The following is a 16578-nucleotide window of genomic DNA, read 5'->3' on the forward strand; positions in this document are numbered from 1 at the left end:
CTGAGGTGGTGGAAGGGACGGAGGGGCGTCAGAACTTGATCCCGCCCAGGAGGCCGGCGAGGCTCTGCCCGCCCGCCGTGATGCTCGGGGCGATGGCCGTACCCGCGAGGTAGAAGCCGAACAGCGCGCTGACGAGGGCGTGCGAGGCCTTCATCCCGTCCTTCTTGAAGAACAGGAAGCAGATGATGCCGAGCAGGACCACGCCTGAGATGGACAGGATCATTGGTTGTTCTCCTGGGTGAGGGGACAGTCACCATCAGTCCTTCCAGGTTCACAGCGAGTATCTATGTGACTAAAGGTGCATTGGGGTGAAAAACCGGTGATTTCACTTGACCGGCGGACGTCGAACGAGCTGTCGAGTGGCGAAATGCCCGGCGTGCGCTAGAGGCGCCGCCGACTCCGGACTGCCGTGATGTTTGCCTCGGCCGGGCGCGGTCATGTCACTGAACGGGCAGTACCCTGTCGATTCACTCGTACGGCCGCGCTTGCCGTGCGCACGTCGTCGACACACGAGAAGGGCGGGCCCACCCGATGAGCGAGACTCCGGACCCCGAGGTCATCGAACTGGCGTCCAAGGTCTTCGACCTCGCGCGCACCGGGGACGCCGACGGGCTCGCCGCCTACGTCGACGCCGGGGTCCCGGCGAACCTCACCAACGACAAGGGCGACTCCCTCGTCATGCTCGCCGCCTACCACGGGCACGCCCCCGCGGTCGCCGCGCTCCTCGCGCGCGGCGCCGACGCCGACCGCGCCAACGACCGCGGCCAGACCCCGCTCGCCGGAGCCGTCTTCAAGGGCGAGGACGCCGTCGTCCGCGCCCTCCTCGACGGCGGCGCGAATCCGGAAGCCGGGACTCCGTCCGCCGTCGACACCGCGCGGATGTTCGGCAAGGCCGAACTCCTGGAACTCTTCGGATCCCGGTGAACGGGCGCTGAACCCCAGGTGAGAGCGGCGTCGTAAATGTGGTCGCGGTGGCGAAATGGGTGGGTCATCATGACGTCGGGCCCGGCAAAACGGGCCACCGACGAGAGGCTGAGGAAGATGGTCACTGGCAGGCGATGGACGACGAGCGGCCCGACATGTCGGCGCACGGCCTAGGCGTACGGGCGATGTACCGCCCGACCCGGGTCATCCCGGTATCCCCCGGTCGTGTCGACAGCTTGATGTGAGGCGTCTCCCCATGTTCGATCCAGTCATAGCGCCGAGCGGCACCCTGCTCGGCCTGCTGCAGCGGGGCCGCGGCGACGGCACCCTGCACGCGCTCGCCGCGCCACGTGCCGAGGCCCTCGCGGCCCTCAACCACTGCGTTCTCGCCGATCCCCGCCACGACTGGCGGGTCGAGAACCGCTCCCTCTACTACGCCCGTCTCTACCTGGACCTCCACGGAGGCCTCGACGAGATCGAGGCGCACCTCTTCGGCGCCGAGGACGTCCTCGACACCGAGGAGTCCCGGACCGGGCTCGCGCTCGCCGTCCTCGGGCACCTCGCGTCCTACGGACGCCAGGACGCCCTGCTGCTGCTCAGGCGGTACGCGGCGACCGGCACCAACTGGGCATGGGCCCTGGACGAGCTGGCGCTCCGCGACGACGACGCCGGCCTCCGCGCCCTCGCCGGCCCGGTGCTGGCCCGCTTCCCGGCCGACGCCGAGGGCGACGCCGAGCTGGCCGGGGTCGTCCGCGACGCCTTCGAGCCCCGGCCCTGGCGCCTGTGGGCCGAGGACCAGCGCGACGCCGTCGGCGCCCGGGTCAGGGCCGCCCAGGAACAGGGCTCCTTCGACCGCTGGCAGCGCCAGATGCGTCCGGCCGGACCCCGCCCCGGCTGGAGCGTCCGCGCCGTCCTCGACTGGGCGCAGGAGGGCTACGAGCGCGGAGCCGTGCTCCACGGGCCCGCCGCCCGCTGCCTCACCGCGGTCGCGGGCCCCGAGGACCGGCCCGAACTGCTCGCCGCCGCCCGCCACGGCTCCGTGGGCGCCCGGGGCGCCGCGCTGCACCACCTCGCCGAGTCACGGGACCCCGCCGTCCTCGACCTCGTCGAGGCGGCCGCCGACGGCGACTCCGCGGAGGCCGCCGAGGCCGCGATCGCCGCGTACCGCCGCATGTGCGGCGAGGACGCCGTCGCCCGCGCCCGCGCGTGGGTCCGCCGGACCGACGCCCTCGGCGCCGCCGCCGCCGATGTGCTCGCCTGCCGCGGCACCGCCCAGGACTCCCCCTCCGTCCTCGGCGCACTCCGCGGCACCATCCAGGCGGAAGGCCCCGACGCGCCCGCGCTCGGCGGCCTCGTGGACGGCGCGGGCCGCCTCGGCATCGCCTGCGCGGCCCCCGTGCTGCGCCACGTCTACCGCGAGACGGCCTCGTCCCAGCTCCGCGGGCGCGTGGCCCGCGCCCTCGCGGCCACCGACCCCACCTTCGCGACCGGCTTCGCCGTCGAATGCCTCTGGGACTGCGAGGAGACCACCCGCGAGGTGGCGGCCCTGCACGCCGAGACCGGTGACGTGCGCGTCGCCGAGCGATTGCGCCGCCTCGCGGCGGACCCGGCCGAGGAGGCCGAGGTCCAGACCGCGGTACGCAACCGCATAGGGCCCGACCTCCAGGTCTGACCCGGCCCGTCCGGCGCCCGGCCCCGCGGCCGGACCCGGTCGTCCCCGCCACCCGGCTCCGGGGCGGCGCGGCCCCCGGCGGAGAACCCGCCGCGCGAGGCCCCGCCCCGGACGACCGGTGGGGGACGGAGACGTACGCCGGGCTCGGGGACGTACGGCCGGCGGTGCCGCTCACGGACGGCGGTGCCGCCTAGGGACTCGGCCGGGATGTACGGCCGCGGGCCGGGCGCGTACGTCCGCGGCGGGCTCCACGGGTGCGGCCCGCCCCCGCGGCGGACCCGGGGCCACCGGCCTCCGGCGCGGCAGAGTGCGGTGAAGGGCGAGGGACCACAGGGCGCGAGCCCCTCAGTGCGATCCCTCCCCGCGACGGCCCGATCGTGCCCCCGGAGCGCCCGGCACGGCCCCTCGCCGCGATGCACCGCGTCGTGCGGCCACGGTGTGGTCCCTCCCGGCGACGGCCCGATCGTGCCGGCCCCCCGGATGTCCCCGGCACGGCCCCTCGCCGTGATGCCCCGCGTCGTGCGGCCCCCGGTGTGGTCCCTCCCCGTGACGGCTCCGTCGTGCCGGCCCCCGGCCGTCCGCGCGAAACGCTCGGCCCCTGGTCGTCCGCGCGGCCCGCGCGAAACGCTCATGGGACGTTCCCTCCCCGTCCAGATCGACGTCGGCGGGGACACGCCGAACGCGACGACAACACCCGTATGCGTGTCGTCATCGTCACCGAATCCTTCCCTCCCGACGTCAACGGTGTGGCGCACTGCGCCCTGCAGACCGCGCGCCACCTCGTTCGGCGGGGCCACACCCCGCTCGTCATCGCCCCCGCCGTCGCCGACCCGGCCGCGGACGCCGACGCCCCCTGCGCCGTCGTCCGGGTGCCGTCGCTCCCGCTCCCCGGCTATCCGCAGGTACGCGTCGCCCTGCCCAGCCGCCGCGTCGCCGCTGCCATCGCCGCCCACCGCGCCGACCTCGTGCACCTCGCCGGACCGTTCGTCCTCGGGGTGCGCGGCATGACCGCCGCCGCCCGCCTGGGCATCCCCGCCGTCGCCGTCTACCAGACCGATCTCGCCGGATACGCCCGCACCTACGTGGGCACGGGGGAGAGCGCCGCCTGGCGACGCCTCCGCACCGTCCACGGGGCCGCCGACCGCACCCTCGCCCCCTCCTCCGCCGCGGCCCGCGACCTGGCGGCCCACGGCATCGGCCGCATCCGGCTCTGGGGCCGCGGGGTGGACACCGTCCGCTTCCGCCCGGAGCTGCGCGACGACGCCCTGCGCCGGGAGCTCGCCCCGGACGGCGAGCTCCTCGTCGGCTACGTGGGCCGCCTCGCCCCGGAGAAGCGCGTCGACCTCCTCGCCGGAACAGGGAGCCTCCCCGGCGTACGGCTGGTGATCGTCGGGGACGGCCCGAGCGGACCCGCCCTGCGCGGCGCCCTGCCGGACGCCCGGTTCCTCGGCCGCCGCACCGGCGACGACCTCGCCCGGATCTTCGCCTCGTTCGACGTGTTCGCCCACACCGGCCCGTTCGAGACCTTCTGCCAGACGGTCCAGGAGGCGATGGCGAGCGGTCTCCCGGTCGTCGCCCCGGCGGCCGGGGGGCCGCTCGACCTGGTCGACCACGGGCGCACCGGGGTCCTCGTGCCTCCGGGGGACCCGGAGGCCCTGCGCACGGCCGTCGCCTGCCTCGCCGCGTCACCCGCACGGCGCGCCGCGTACGGCAGGGCCGGGCGCGCCGCCGTCGAGGGCCGTACCTGGGAGGCGCTCGGGGACGAACTGATCGGGCACTACACCGAGGTCCTGCGGGAGCGGACGGCGGTGGCGGCATGAGCGTCGAACACGTCAAGAAGGACGGGGAGCGGTCCTGCGCCGACCCCGTTCACCGGGAAACGCGTGTTGATCCGGTTCACAGCGGCGGGGCGGTGGGTGCCGTTCACGGCGGCGGGGCGGTCGGTGCCGTGCACGACGGCGGGACGGTCCGCCCGGTCCACGACGGCAGGGTCGTCGGCCCGGTCCACGCCGCCGGTGCCGTCGGCCCGGTCCGCGGTCGGCACGGCGGCGGGCTCCGCATCGTGCGGCTCGCGAACTTCGTCACCCCCACGTCGGGCGGCCTCCGTACCGCACTCGACCGGCTCGGCCGCGGCTACCGCGAGGCCGGTCACGAACCGGTCCTCGTCGTCCCGGGGGAGCGCGCGAGCGACGTCCGCATGGCGCAGGGCCGCGTCATCACCCTCCCCGGCCCGGTGCTGCCCGGCACCGGCGGCTACCGGGTCCTCGCCGACCGGCACCGGGTGCGCCGCCTCCTCGAAGACCTCGCGCCGGACCGGATCGAGGTCTCCGACCGCACGACCCTGCGGTGGACGGGGGAGTGGGCGCGACGCGCCCGCGTGCCCTCGGTGATGGTCTCCCACGAGACCGCGGACGGCGTCCTGCGCACCTGGGGCCTGCCGGCCCCCGTCGCGGCCCGCGCCGCGGACCGGCTCAACCGCCGCACGGCCTGGGCGTTCGCCCGGATCGTCTGCACCACCGCGTGGGCGGAGCGGGAGTTCCTCCGGATCGGGGCGCGCAACGTCGTACGAGCTCCGCTCGGCGTGGACCTGGAACGCTGCCGGCCCGGCCGCCGCAGCGCCCTGCTCAGGGACCGGTACGCGGACGGGGAGCGGGTGCTGCTGCTGCTCTGCTCGCGCCTCTCGGTCGAGAAGCGGCCCGGGGCCGCCCTGGACACCCTCGCCGAGCTCCGGAGCGCCGGCGTGGCGGCCGCGCTGGTGGTCGCGGGCGATGGGCCGCTGAAGGGCGCTCTGGAACGGCGGGCGCGGGAGCACCGGCTCCCGGTGCGGTTCCTCGGGCACGTCGCCGACCGGGACGCCCTGGCGGACCTCCAGGCGGCGGCCGACGTGTGCCTGGCCCCGGGGCCGGCCGAGACGTTCGGGCTCTCCGCCCTGGAGGCCCTCGCCTGCGGGACGCCGGTCGTCGTCAGTGCGTCCTCCGCGCTCCCGGAGGTCGTCGGTGCCGCGGGCGCCGCCGCCGTGGACACCCCCGGGGCCTTCGCCTCCGCCGTACGGGGTCTGCTCGCGGCGCCGGAGGACGCCCGCCGCCGCGCCGCACGCGCGCGGGCGGAGGCCTTCACCTGGGAGCGATCCGTCACCGCCTTCCTCGCGGCCCACGACGCCCTCCCGGCCGCCGGGGCGCGCCTCCCCGAGGAGGCACGGCGATGACCCCGGACCGGACGGCCGCCCCGGGCGCCGTCCGGGCCCGGGCCGCCGCGGACGCCGTCGTCCCGAGCCACCCCGGCGAGCGCGGCCACCGGGCCGTCGCCCGGGGCTTCCACCGGCTCCTCGCCGACCGGGGACTCGCCCACGGCGTCCCGCCCGCGCCGGAGCCGGCCCAGCCGCCGCCGAGCCGGGCGGACACCGTGCTCTGGCTCGCCACGGCGGGCACCGGATGGCTCCTGCGGCGCAGCCACGACCTGCTCCCGCAGCTGCTGCTGCTCGCCGGCGTGGAACTGCGCCACTGGGCGGACGGCACCGGGACGGCACCCCTCGACGCGCGCGCCGACACCGCCCTCGCCGCGGCCCTCACGGCCACAATGGAGAGATGAACGGGCGCTGGGAGTTCTGGATCGACCGGGGCGGAACCTTCACCGACGTCGTGGGCCGCCGGCCCGACGGCCGGCTCGTCACCCGCAAGGTGCTCTCCCACGACCCCGCCCGCCACCACGACGCCGCCGTGGCCGGAATCCGCCTCGTCCTCGGCCTCCGGCCCGGCGAGCCCGTACCGGCCGACCGGATCGCCGTCGTCAAGATGGGCACCACGGTCGCCACCAACGCCCTCCTGGAGCGGCGCGGCGAGCCGACGCTCCTCCTCGTCACCGAGGGGTTCCGGGACGCGCTCCGCATCGCGTACCAGAACCGGCCCCGGCTGTTCGACCGCCGCATCGTGCTCCCCGAAGCGGTCTACGCGCGCGTGGCCGAGGTTCCCGAGCGGGTCGACGCCCACGGCCGCGTCGTCCGCCCCCTGGACGAGCCGGCCGTCACCGAGGCCCTCGCCGCCGCCCACCGCGACGGGCTCCGGTCGGCCGCGGTCGTCCTCATGCACGGCTACCGCCATCCGGCGCACGAGGCCCGGGTCGCGTCCCTCGCGCGCGCCACGGGCTTCACACAGGTCAGCGCCTCCCACGAGGTGAGCCCGCTGATCAAGCTCGTCCCGCGCGGGGACACCACGGTCGTCGACGCCTACCTCTCGCCGATCCTCCGCCGGTACGTCGACGAGGTCGCCCGCGAACTCGCCGGAATCCGCCTCATGTTCATGCAGTCCAACGGCGGACTGCGCGAGGCCGCGCACTTCCGGGGCAAGGACGCCGTCCTGTCCGGGCCCGCGGGCGGCGTCGTCGGGATGGCCCGCACCGCGGCCCTCGCGGGCCACGACCGGGTCGTCGGCCTCGACATGGGCGGCACCTCCACCGACGTCTCGCACTACGCGGGCGCCTTCGAGCGGGAACTCGGCACCCAGGTCGCCGGGGTGCGCATGCGGGCGCCGATGATGAGCATCCACACCGTCGCGGCGGGCGGCGGCTCCGTCCTGCACTTCGACGGACGCCGCTACCGCGTCGGCCCCGACTCCGCGGGCGCCGTCCCCGGTCCCGCCTGCTACCGCCGGGGCGGCCCGCTCACGGTCACCGACGCCAACGTCATGCTGGGCCGCGTCCAGCCCGCCCGCTTCCCCGCCGTGTTCGGCGAGAGCGGCGACCTGCCCCTCGACGCCGACGTCGTACGGGAGCGGTTCACGGCCCTCGCCGAGGCGGTCGGCGGCGGCCGCACCCCCGAGGAGGTCGCCGCGGGGTTCCTGGAGATCGCCGTCCTCAACATGGCCAACGCGGTCAAGAGGATCTCCGTCCAGCGCGGCCACGACATCACCCGCTACGCGCTGACCAGCTTCGGCGGCGCGGGCGGCCAGCACGCCTGCGCCGTCGCCGACGCCCTGGGCGTCGACACCGTGCTCGTGCCCCCGCTCGCCGGCGTGCTCTCGGCGTACGGCATCGGACTTGCCGACGCGACCGCCATGCGGGAGCGGTCCGTCGAGGCCGAGCTCGACACCCCCGGACTGCACGCGCGCGTGGCGGCCCTCTGCGCCGAACTCGCCGACGGCACGCGCGCGGAGCTGCGCGCCGACGGGCTGCCCGACGAGGCGATCACGACCCACGCACGCGTACTCCTGCGCTACGCGGGCACCGACGCGAGCCTCCAGGTCGACCTCGCGACCCCCGACGCCATGGAGGCCGCGTTCACGGCGCTGCACCGCACGCGGTACGCCTTCACCCTGGACCGGCCGCTCGTCGTCGAGGCCGTGTCGGTGGAGGCCGTCGGCCGGGCGGGACCGCACGGACCGGTCCACGCCGACCCCGCGGACGACCCGCACGACCCCGCAGACGCCCCGCACGACCCCGCGGGCGGGCCCGCGGCCCCGCCCGCCACCGTCCGGATGTTCAGCGGCGGAGCACCCCGTGACGCCGCCCTGCACCGGCGCGCCGACCTGCGGCCCGGCGACACCGTGGACGGGCCGGCGATCGTCACCGAACCCGACGCCACCACCGTCGTCGACAGCGGCTGGCGGGCCGCGGCGACCGGCACCGGCCACCTCCTCCTGCGCCGCGTCGCCCCCCGCCCCGCGCGCGTGGCCGCAGGCACCGACGTCGACCCCGTCCTCCTGGAGGTCTTCAACAACCTCTTCATGGCGATCGCCGAACAGATGGGCGTCCGCCTGGAGAACACCTCCCAGTCCGTCAACATCAAGGAACGCCTCGACTTCTCCTGCGCGCTCTTCGACGCCGCGGGCAACCTCGTCGCCAACGCACCCCACATCCCCGTCCACCTCGGCTCCATGGGCGAGTCCATCAAGGAGGTCCTGCGGCGCCGCGGCGCCGACCTGCGCCCCGGCGACGTGTACGCGATCAACGACCCGTACCACGGCGGCACCCACCTGCCCGACGTCACGGTCGTGACCCCCGTCTTCGACGACGCGGGCACCGACCTCCGCTTCCTCGTCGCCTCCCGCGGCCACCACGCCGAGATCGGCGGCATCACCCCCGGCTCCATGCCCGCCTTCAGCCGGACCGTCGACGAGGAGGGCGTCCTCTTCGACAACTGGCTGCTCGTGCGGGACGGACACCTGCGCGAGGCGGAGACCCGGGCCCTGCTGACCGGCGCCGCCCACCCCTCCCGCGATCCGGACACCAACCTCGCCGACCTCCGCGCCCAGATCGCCGCCAACGAGAAGGGAATCGAGGAACTCCGCCGGGCCGTCGACGAGTTCGGCCTCGACGTCGTCCAGGCCTACATGCGGCACGTCCGCGCCAACGCCGAGGAGTCCGTGCGCCGCATCGTCGCCCGCCTCGACGACGGCGCGTACCGCTACGAGACCGACGACGGCGCGGTCATCCGGGTCGCCGTCCGCGTCGACCGCGAACGGCGCTCCGCCGTCCTCGACTTCACCGGCACCTCCCCGCAGCTGCCCGGGAACGCCAACGCGCCCACGGCCGTCGTCCTGGCCGCCGTCCTCTACGTCTTCCGGACCCTCGTCGACGAGGACATCCCGCTCAACAGCGGCTGCCTGGAGCCCCTGGAGGTCCGCGTCCCGCCCCGCTCCATGCTCGCCCCCGAACCGCCCGCGGCCACCGTCGCGGGCAACGTCGAGACCTCCCAGGCCGTCACGGGAGCGCTGTACGCCGCCCTGGGCGTCCAGGCCGAGGGCTCCGGAACCATGAACAACGTCACCTTCGGCAACGCGCGCACCCAGTACTACGAGACGGTCGCGAGCGGCTCCGGCGCCGGCGACGGATTCGACGGCGCCGACGCCGTCCAGACCCACATGACCAACTCCCGGCTCACCGACCCCGAGGTCCTGGAGTGGCGCCACCCGGTCAGGGTCGACGCCTTCGCGGTACGGGAGGACGGCGGCGGCCGCGGCCGCTGGCGGGGCGGCCACGGGGTGGAGCGCCGCATCCGGTTCCTGGAGCCGATGACGGTGGCCCTCCTCACCGGACACCGCAGGGTCCCCCCGTACGGCATGGCGGGCGGCGAACCGGGAGCCCTCGGCGAGAACCTGGTGGAACGCGCGGACGGGACCGTCGAGCACCTCGGCGGCGCGGCCACAACCGAGGTGGGGCCCGACGACGTCCTCGTCCTCCGCACACCCGGAGGCGGCGGCTACGGCCCGCCGCCCGAGGAGGAGTGACGGCCCGGGCGGCTCCAACCGGCCCGGACCCCGCCGCGGCGGCCGGGCGCCCTCAGCGCACCCGTACGAACCGGACCGGAGTCCCCGGCACGGCCTGCGCCGCCGCGCCCAGGTCCGCCTCCCGCACCACCCCGACCACCGGATAGCCCCCGGTCGTCGGGTGGTCGGCGAGGAACACCACGGGCCGCCCGTCGGGCGGCACCTGGACCGCGCCCAGGACCATGCCCTCGCTGGCCGGCTCGTCGTGGCGGGCCCGTTCCAGGGCGGGTCCGTCGAGGCGAAGGCCGATGCGGTTGCCGGTGGGGGACACGCGGTACGCGCGCGTGGTCAGGGTGCGCAGCGCCGCCGCCGTGAACCAGTCCTCGCGCGGCCCGAGCCGGACCCGCAGGACCAGCTCCCGGGGCGGGCCGGGCCACGGGGGCGCGTCGGCCGCACCGCGTTCCGCCGAGCGCGCCGCCGCGTCCGGCCCCAGGGGCAGGACGGTCTCCTCCGTCAGCGGCGCCGGACCGAGCCCGGACAGCAGGTCGGTGGAGCGGCTCCCGAGGACCGGTTCGACATCGACCCCGCCGCCGAACGCCACGTACGCGCGCAGCCCGTGCGTGGCCGCGCCGACCTCCAGGACCGACCCGGCGGGGACGCGCACCGCCCTGCCCCAGGCGGCCGGACGCCCGTCCACCCGTACCGGGCAGGGCGCGCCGCCCACCGCCACCGTGACCGCGCACCGGGGGCGCAGGGCGCAGCCGTCGACGGTGGTCTCCAGGACGGCCGCGGCCTCCGGGTTGCCGACGAGCCGGTTGACGAGGCGGGCGGCCGCCGGGTCGAGGGCGCCCGAGCGGGGCACCCCGAGATGCGCGTGGCCGAGACGCCCCAGGTCCTGCACGGTGGTCAGGGCACCGGCCCGGACCACGACGACGGCCCGGTCGGTCATCGTCCGACCCCTGCCGGGGCGTCGTCCGCGGTGAAGCGGACCCGCGTGCCGGGGGTCAGCAGCGCGGCCGGCTCCCGCGCGGTGTCCCAGAGGACCGCGGCGGTCGTGCCGATCAGCTGCCAGCCGCCGGGGGAGGAGCGCGGGTACACGCCCGTGTACGGACCCGCCAGCGCGACCGAGCCCGCCGGGACGTGCGTGCGCGGCGTGGCCCGCCGCGGCACCGCGTACCGCTCGCCGAGCCCCGTCAGATAGCCGAAGCCCGGGGCGAAGCCGCAGAACGCGACCCGGAACTCGGTCGCCGTGTGGATCCGTACCGCCGCCTCGACCGACACGCCCCACAGCGCGGCGACCTCCGCGAGGTCGGGTCCGCCGTAGCGGACCGGCAGCTCCACCGCCCCGCCCACGCGCGCGGGGAGCGGCGCCACCTCCCAGCCCTCCAGCTCGGCCGCGAGCCGGTCCGGCTCCGCCACCCCGTCGAGCAGCACCGTGCGCGCCGCCGGCACGATCTCGCAGACGGGGGGCAGCGCACCGGCCGCCCGCCGCCGCAGCAGCTCGGCGTGGAAGGCCTCCGTCTCCTCGCCCCCGGCGAGCTCCACCAGCAGGGCCCGCTCGCCCACGCGCAACACGCGCGGGGCGGCCGCGCTCATGCGAAGGCCTCCACCCGCACACCGGCCTCCGTCAGCCGCTCCCGCACCCGCCGGGCGAGGTCCACCGCGCCCGGGGTGTCGCCGTGCAGGCACAGCGACCGGGCCCGGACCGCGACGGAGCCGCCGCAGTCCGCGGTGACCACGCCGAACCGGGCCAGGGCCACCGAACGCTCCACCACGGCGTCCGGATCGCTGACGACCGCCCCCGCCCGCCCGCGCGGCACCAGCGTGCCGTCGGCCCGGTAGGCCCGGTCCCCGAAGGCCTCGGTCACGACCGGCAGTCCGGCCTCCGACGCGGCCTCGTGCAGCCGCGACCCGGGCAGCCCCAGGACCGGCAGGGTGCGGTCCGCGAGCAGCACGCCCTCGACCACCGCCGCCGCCTGCTCCTCGTCCCGGACCACCCGGTTGTAGAGCGCGCCGTGCGGCTTCACGTACGCCACGCGCGCGCCCGCCGCGCGTGCGAAGACCTGGAGGGCGCCGATCTGGTACGCGACCTCGGCGGCCAGCTCCGCCGCCGGCACGTCCATCGAGCGCCGTCCGAAACCCGCCAGGTCCCGGTACGAGACCTGGGCCCCGATCCGCACCCCGCGCGCGGCGGCGAGCTCGCAGACCCGCCGCATGGTCGCCGCGTCCCCGGCGTGGAAACCGCACGCGACGTTCGCACTCGTCACCACGGACAGGAGCTGCTCGTCGTCGGTGAGCGTCCAGCGTCCGAAGCCCTCGCCGAGATCGGCGTTGAGGTCGATCAGGGCCTCGGCCGGGCTCTGGTCCGGGGGCGTGCGCATCTGCACCTCGCAGCAGAGGGGAGTGCCGGGGCGCGGCACGGGGACCGTACGATGCCGTCAAGGTAGAGGATTGTTGAACGATCCGACAAGGAGCGCCGTGACCGCGAGCGAAGCCGGGGACCTCACCGACGATCGTGCGCTGCTCGGCCGCACCAGCACGGCGGAGCGGGTCGCGGACATCCTGCGCAACCGGGTGGCCGAGGGGTACTTCCCGCCCGGCACCCGGCTCTCCGAGGAGGGCATCGCGGGCGCGCTCGGCGTGTCCCGCAACACCCTCAGGGAGGCCTTCCGGCTCCTCTCCCACGAGCGTCTGCTCGTCCACGAGCTCAACCGGGGCGTCTTCGTCCGGGTCCTCGCGGTCGACGACGTGGACGACATCCACCGGACCCGCCGCCTCGTCGAGTGCGCCGTCGTCCGCGGCCTCGGCCGGCCCCCGTACGCCCTCGGCGCCCTCTCCGCCGCCGTCGCGGACGGCGAACGCGCCGCGCTCGCGGGCGACTGGCCCGGCGCCGCCACGGCCAACATCCGCTTCCACCGCGCACTCGTCGCCCTGGCGGGCAGCGCCCGCACCGACGAGCTGATGCGGGGCGTCCTCGCCGAGCTCCGCCTCGCGTTCCACGTGGTCGACGACCCGCGCTCCCTGCACGAGCCGTTCCTGGCGCGGAACCGCGAGATCCTGGACGCCCTGCGCGCCGGGGACCGCACGGCGGCCGAGCGGCTCCTCGCCCGCTACCTCGACGACTCCCGCGACCGGGTCGCCGCCGCGTACGCCCGGGCCGTCGACGCCCCGAAGGCCCCGCGGGACTGACCGTCGGAGCCGCCGGCCCGACCGCCCCGGGGCGTCGTACCGGCCGGCCGGGGGCGTCGTACCGGCCGCCCCCGAAGCCGCCGGTCCGGGCTCCCGGGGGCGCCGTGCCGACCTGCCCGGGTCCGTCGAGCCGACCGCCCGGGGCCCGGCGGACCGACCGCCCGTGGCCCCCGGGAGAGGCCGGTCGCATCTGCGCCGTTTCGACCGTTGTCAGTTCGAGGACCTAATCTGTCCACCGTGACTTCGCCTGCCTCGACGGACCTCGCTCCGCCCCAGCTCAGCGCGGGGCCGCGGCCCGCGCAGGGCCCGGCCGCCGACGAAGGGCTCGCGCGGCGCCTCCGCGCGCTCGCGTGCACCGCCCCGCTGCACGACCTGGACGCCCGCAAGGCGAACCTGGCGGGGGAGTACACGGTCTACGCGATGGCGGAGGTGGCCCTCTCGGCCATCGACCTCATCACGCTGAACATGGACTTCGACACCGGCGCCGACCACGAGCAGATCGTCGCCCGGTTGCTGCCCCGCGTCGCCGCCCAGGCCCCCGACCGCCCCGCCGCCGAGCACGAGCGCGTGGCCCGCTGGGTCCTGGAGAACCTGATCAACGTCGGCAGCGTCGACCGCGGCTTCCGCGCCGTCTACGGCACCTTCGGCACCGACGGCGTCTACGTCCGCAGGGACTACGACTTCAAGCTCATCGAGGAGGTCCCGGGATACGGCGGCGGCGTCTACCTCCGGACCACCGACGAGGCGGTCAACGTCCTGGTCGGCGCGCTCGACACCGACGTCACCAGCGCCCAGATCGCCGCCGAGGTGAAGCTGGAGGTCCTCATCAACCGGGGCCGCCTCGCCGACGCCCAGCTCGCCGCCGAGCAGGCCCGGTACCGGACCGTCCAGTACGCCGAGACGCTCCGCAAGACCCTGGAGGCCACCCGGCGCAACGTCCGCGCGGTGGACTGGCTCCAGACCGTGCCGGACATGATCGCCGAGGCGCTCGACCACGTCGCCGACCGCTACCGCCACGAGAACGCGATCCTCACCAACATCCGCAAGGCCCGCGACGAGGCCGAGGCCGCGTCCGACGCGAAGACGGCCGAGCACAAGCGGCGCGCCGCCGAGCTCGTGGACATAGTGAAGGACTGCATCCGGCGCCACACCCAGCTCCAGTCCCGCCTCCTGGACGCCGGGCCCCTCTTCCGCGCCGAGCAGGACAGGCAGGCCTTCGCCGCGCCCACGTCGTACACCGGCCTCGACCTGTACGGGCAGCTGGTGGCGCCGACCCTGCCGCTCCCCGTCGAGCAGGCCGCCCGGGTCACCGACGCGTTCTTCGCCCGCGGCACCGGTCTGCGGACCCCGGCCTCGGTCCGCCTCGGCGACCTGGTCGACCTGCTGCTGACCCCGCCCGTGGAGCGCGAGCACCTCGGCGCCGAGATGCCCGAGCCCGACCTCATCGCCACCCCGGACGACTCCCGCTTCAGCGAGGAGCAGCTCGCGAACGCCATGCGCCTGCTCGACCTGGAGCACGACGCGCCCCGGCGCCTCTCCGGTCTGCTGGCCGAGGCCCGCGAGCTCGACGCCGACCTGCCGTACCTGGTGGCCCTCCTCGCGGTCCACGCGGCGAGCCCCCCGGTCGGCACCGCCTACCGCCAGGGCGAGGAGCGCCTGCTCTTCGCCGTCGACGACGGGACCCCGCTCGACGACCCCGAGTTCGGCGGCGCCGACCTCGTCGTCGGTACGGCCCTGCTCGACGCCGCGGGCATGGCCGCCGGCCGCACGGAGGCCTCGTGACCCTCGTCCCGCCCGTCCCGACGGCCGTCCTCAGCTCCGAGGAGAAGGCCGCCGGGAAAGCCGCCCCCGTGGACCGCACGGTGGGGGACGCCGCCGTCGTGGTGGGTGCCGCTGCCGCTGACGTCGCCGCCCCGGACGCCGCCGTCGTGAGCGCCGTCGTCGTGGACGCCGCGCCCCTGGACGGTGCCGCAGCCGGTGCCGACGCGGCGAACGCCGCCGCGAACGCCGCCGTCGTCGACTGCGCCGTGCTGGACGCCGCCGCCTCCCGTCTCCCGGAGGCCCGCGACGCGCACACCCCGCCCGCCGCGCCCGGCCTGCCGGTACCGCCGCCCCGCGCGGCCGGACCGGAGCCGACGCAGGACGGGGAGCCCGAGGCCGGGCCGACGCAGGCGCGGGAGCCGGAGGCCGGGCCGGATCAGGACCAGGAGCCCGAGCCGGCGGGCGAGCCGCGGCCGGCGCCGGAGTCCGGGACCGCGCCGGAGCCCCGCGAGCCGGACGCCCCCGCTCCCGGCCCGCGACTGAGCCCCGTCCGGGTCGACGCGCCGGCTCCGGGGCGGACCGGGACGGACGGCCCGACCCCGAGCACGCCCGGCAGACCGCCCCGGTTCGGCGTCGTGGCGGTGCCCCCGCCGGCCCGCGCGACGCCCGACCGGCGCACCGGCACCCCGTCCGTGCGTCCCGTACGCCTCGCGGACCCCGGGAGCGCACCCGCCGCCCACCCCGGCGCCGGAGAGCGCCCGGCGGCGGTCACCCCGGTCCCGCTGCCCGTACCCCGCCCCACCGCCCCCGCAGTCCCCCCACCGACCGAGAGCCGTACCGAGGAGCCCCAGCCGTGAGCGAAACCCACGCCGAGTACGCCGACGCGTGGGGCGAGCAGGAGCCCCCGCAGCCCCCGGCCGCCCCCACGGGCGGAGCCGTCACCCCCGCCGACGCCTCCGACGCGGCCCGACTCGTCTCCTTCGGCCTCCAGCCCAAGCTGCTCCCCGCCCGCGACGCGGAGTACGCCGAGCTGCTCCGCCGCTACCGCGAGGACCCCGCCTTCGCGCGGCTCGCGGACGCCGTCGCGACCGGCCTCGGCCTGATCGTCCTGGAGGTCTCCCCGCGCGCGGGGATGGCCGTCACCGCCGACGAGGACTCCGTCTTCGCCGTCCGCATGGGCGACTACGCGCGCCGCGCCTCCACCGACTCCGCCGACCGCTTCCTGCACGGCCTGGCCCACCTCGCCGTCGCCGCCATGGCCTTCCCCCGGCCCGAGGACCTCGCGGACGACGCGTACATCGGCCGGCTCACCGTCAACGGCGTGGACGCGTTCGTCCGCCAGGCGTGCCACCGGCTGGAGCAGCGCGCCGAGGAGCAGGGCGAGAACACCGACCCGGCGTCCGACGCCCCCGGCCTGGAGGCCGCCTGGCGGATCTACGCCCGCCGCAGCGCCACCGGCGCCACGAAGGACGCCCGCCGCCTGGCCGGATCCACCACCGGCATCGTCGGCAAGGCCGCCGCCTTCCTCACCGACTCCGGCTTCCTCCAGCGCACCGGCGACGAGGGCGGCGGCTCCTACCGCACCACCGCCCGCTACCAGCTCCAGGTCCGCGACATGGCCGGATCGGCCGCCATGGCGGAGCTCCTCGACCTCGGGGTCGTCCCGGTCAGCGACGGCTCCGCGACCCTCCTGCCGCCGCCGCAGGGCGACGACCTGGAGATCGCGGCCGACGCGGGCCTGCCCTTCCACGCGCCACCGCGCGCGTGACGGCGCCCCGCGGCCCCGCCGCCCGCGCGCACCCCCCGGCACCGCCGGCCCGCGCCACCGCCCCG

At 76.6% G+C, this 16578-nt stretch carries 14 protein-coding genes; 10 read left to right on the forward strand and 4 right to left on the reverse strand.

The features are described from left to right. Window positions 1-28 precede the first annotated feature (28 nt). Window positions 29-223, reverse strand: coding sequence for a hypothetical protein (locus ACY0MR_RS30080; protein WP_015032212.1), 195 nt, complete (start codon window positions 221-223; stop codon window positions 29-31). A gap of 308 nt (window positions 224-531) precedes the next feature. Between ACY0MR_RS30080 and ACY0MR_RS30085 the strand changes: the two genes are divergently transcribed. The 6 genes from ACY0MR_RS30085 (at window position 532) to ACY0MR_RS30110 (ending at window position 9816) form a co-directional block, all read left to right on the forward strand. Further along, complete coding sequence (locus ACY0MR_RS30085; protein WP_361862654.1) at window positions 532-924, forward strand: ankyrin repeat domain-containing protein; 393 nt, start codon at window positions 532-534, stop codon at window positions 922-924. 256 nt (window positions 925-1180) lie between these two features. Further along, window positions 1181-2596: a HEAT repeat domain-containing protein gene (locus ACY0MR_RS30090; protein ID WP_392865516.1), complete on the forward strand. Its 1416-nt coding sequence runs from the start codon at window positions 1181-1183 to the stop codon at window positions 2594-2596. 698 nt (window positions 2597-3294) lie between these two features. After that, window positions 3295-4416 carry a glycosyltransferase family 4 protein gene (locus tag ACY0MR_RS30095; RefSeq protein ID WP_473556399.1) on the forward strand — a complete coding sequence of 374 codons (1122 nt, stop codon included), beginning with the start codon at window positions 3295-3297 and terminating at the stop codon, window positions 4414-4416. Continuing rightward, window positions 4413-5801, forward strand: a complete 1389-nt coding sequence (locus ACY0MR_RS30100; protein WP_473556401.1) for a glycosyltransferase — start codon at window positions 4413-4415, stop codon at window positions 5799-5801. The genes ACY0MR_RS30095 and ACY0MR_RS30100 overlap by 4 nt, the downstream gene beginning before the upstream one ends. Continuing rightward, on the forward strand, window positions 5798-6184 hold the full coding sequence (locus ACY0MR_RS30105) for a hypothetical protein (RefSeq protein WP_473556403.1): 387 nt from the start codon (window positions 5798-5800) through the stop codon (window positions 6182-6184). Before ACY0MR_RS30100 ends, ACY0MR_RS30105 begins: the two co-directional genes overlap by 4 nt. Further along, the gene (locus tag ACY0MR_RS30110; protein ID WP_473556406.1) at window positions 6181-9816 is read left to right on the forward strand and encodes a hydantoinase B/oxoprolinase family protein; all 3636 of its coding nucleotides are present in this window, start codon (window positions 6181-6183) and stop codon (window positions 9814-9816) included. The genes ACY0MR_RS30105 and ACY0MR_RS30110 overlap by 4 nt, the downstream gene beginning before the upstream one ends. Before the next feature lie 52 nt (window positions 9817-9868). Here ACY0MR_RS30110 and ACY0MR_RS30115 read toward each other — a convergent pair whose 3' ends face one another. The 3 genes from ACY0MR_RS30115 to ACY0MR_RS30125 are packed head-to-tail and all read right to left on the reverse strand — an operon-like array spanning window position 9869 to window position 12176. After that, on the reverse strand, window positions 9869-10744 hold the full coding sequence (locus tag ACY0MR_RS30115; RefSeq protein WP_473556409.1) for a 5-oxoprolinase subunit C family protein: 876 nt from the start codon (window positions 10742-10744) through the stop codon (window positions 9869-9871). Then, window positions 10741-11391 carry a 5-oxoprolinase subunit PxpB gene (pxpB, locus tag ACY0MR_RS30120; protein WP_473556411.1) on the reverse strand — a complete coding sequence of 217 codons (651 nt, stop codon included), beginning with the start codon at window positions 11389-11391 and terminating at the stop codon, window positions 10741-10743. The genes ACY0MR_RS30115 and pxpB overlap by 4 nt, the downstream gene beginning before the upstream one ends. Continuing rightward, on the reverse strand, window positions 11388-12176 hold the full coding sequence (locus ACY0MR_RS30125) for a LamB/YcsF family protein (RefSeq protein WP_388806317.1): 789 nt from the start codon (window positions 12174-12176) through the stop codon (window positions 11388-11390). The genes pxpB and ACY0MR_RS30125 overlap by 4 nt, the downstream gene beginning before the upstream one ends. Before the next feature lie 97 nt (window positions 12177-12273). Between ACY0MR_RS30125 and ACY0MR_RS30130 the strand changes: the two genes are divergently transcribed. The 4 genes from ACY0MR_RS30130 to ACY0MR_RS30145 all read left to right on the forward strand — a co-directional run bounded on the left by ACY0MR_RS30130 (window position 12274) and on the right by ACY0MR_RS30145 (window position 16513). Further along, window positions 12274-12984: a GntR family transcriptional regulator gene (locus ACY0MR_RS30130; RefSeq protein WP_388806315.1), complete on the forward strand. Its 711-nt coding sequence runs from the start codon at window positions 12274-12276 to the stop codon at window positions 12982-12984. A 237-nt stretch (window positions 12985-13221) separates the two neighbouring features. Then, window positions 13222-14766, forward strand: a complete 1545-nt coding sequence (locus tag ACY0MR_RS30135) for a hypothetical protein (RefSeq protein WP_361862487.1) — start codon at window positions 13222-13224, stop codon at window positions 14764-14766. Then, entirely contained in the window at window positions 14763-15602 is an 840-nt protein-coding gene (locus tag ACY0MR_RS30140; protein WP_473556415.1) for a hypothetical protein, read from the forward strand. The genes ACY0MR_RS30135 and ACY0MR_RS30140 overlap by 4 nt, the downstream gene beginning before the upstream one ends. Beyond that, window positions 15599-16513, forward strand: a complete 915-nt coding sequence (locus tag ACY0MR_RS30145; RefSeq protein WP_404084255.1) for a hypothetical protein — start codon at window positions 15599-15601, stop codon at window positions 16511-16513. Before ACY0MR_RS30140 ends, ACY0MR_RS30145 begins: the two co-directional genes overlap by 4 nt. Window positions 16514-16578: the final 65 nt, after the last annotated feature.

This window comes from Streptomyces sp. JN8, from assembly GCF_055808075.1.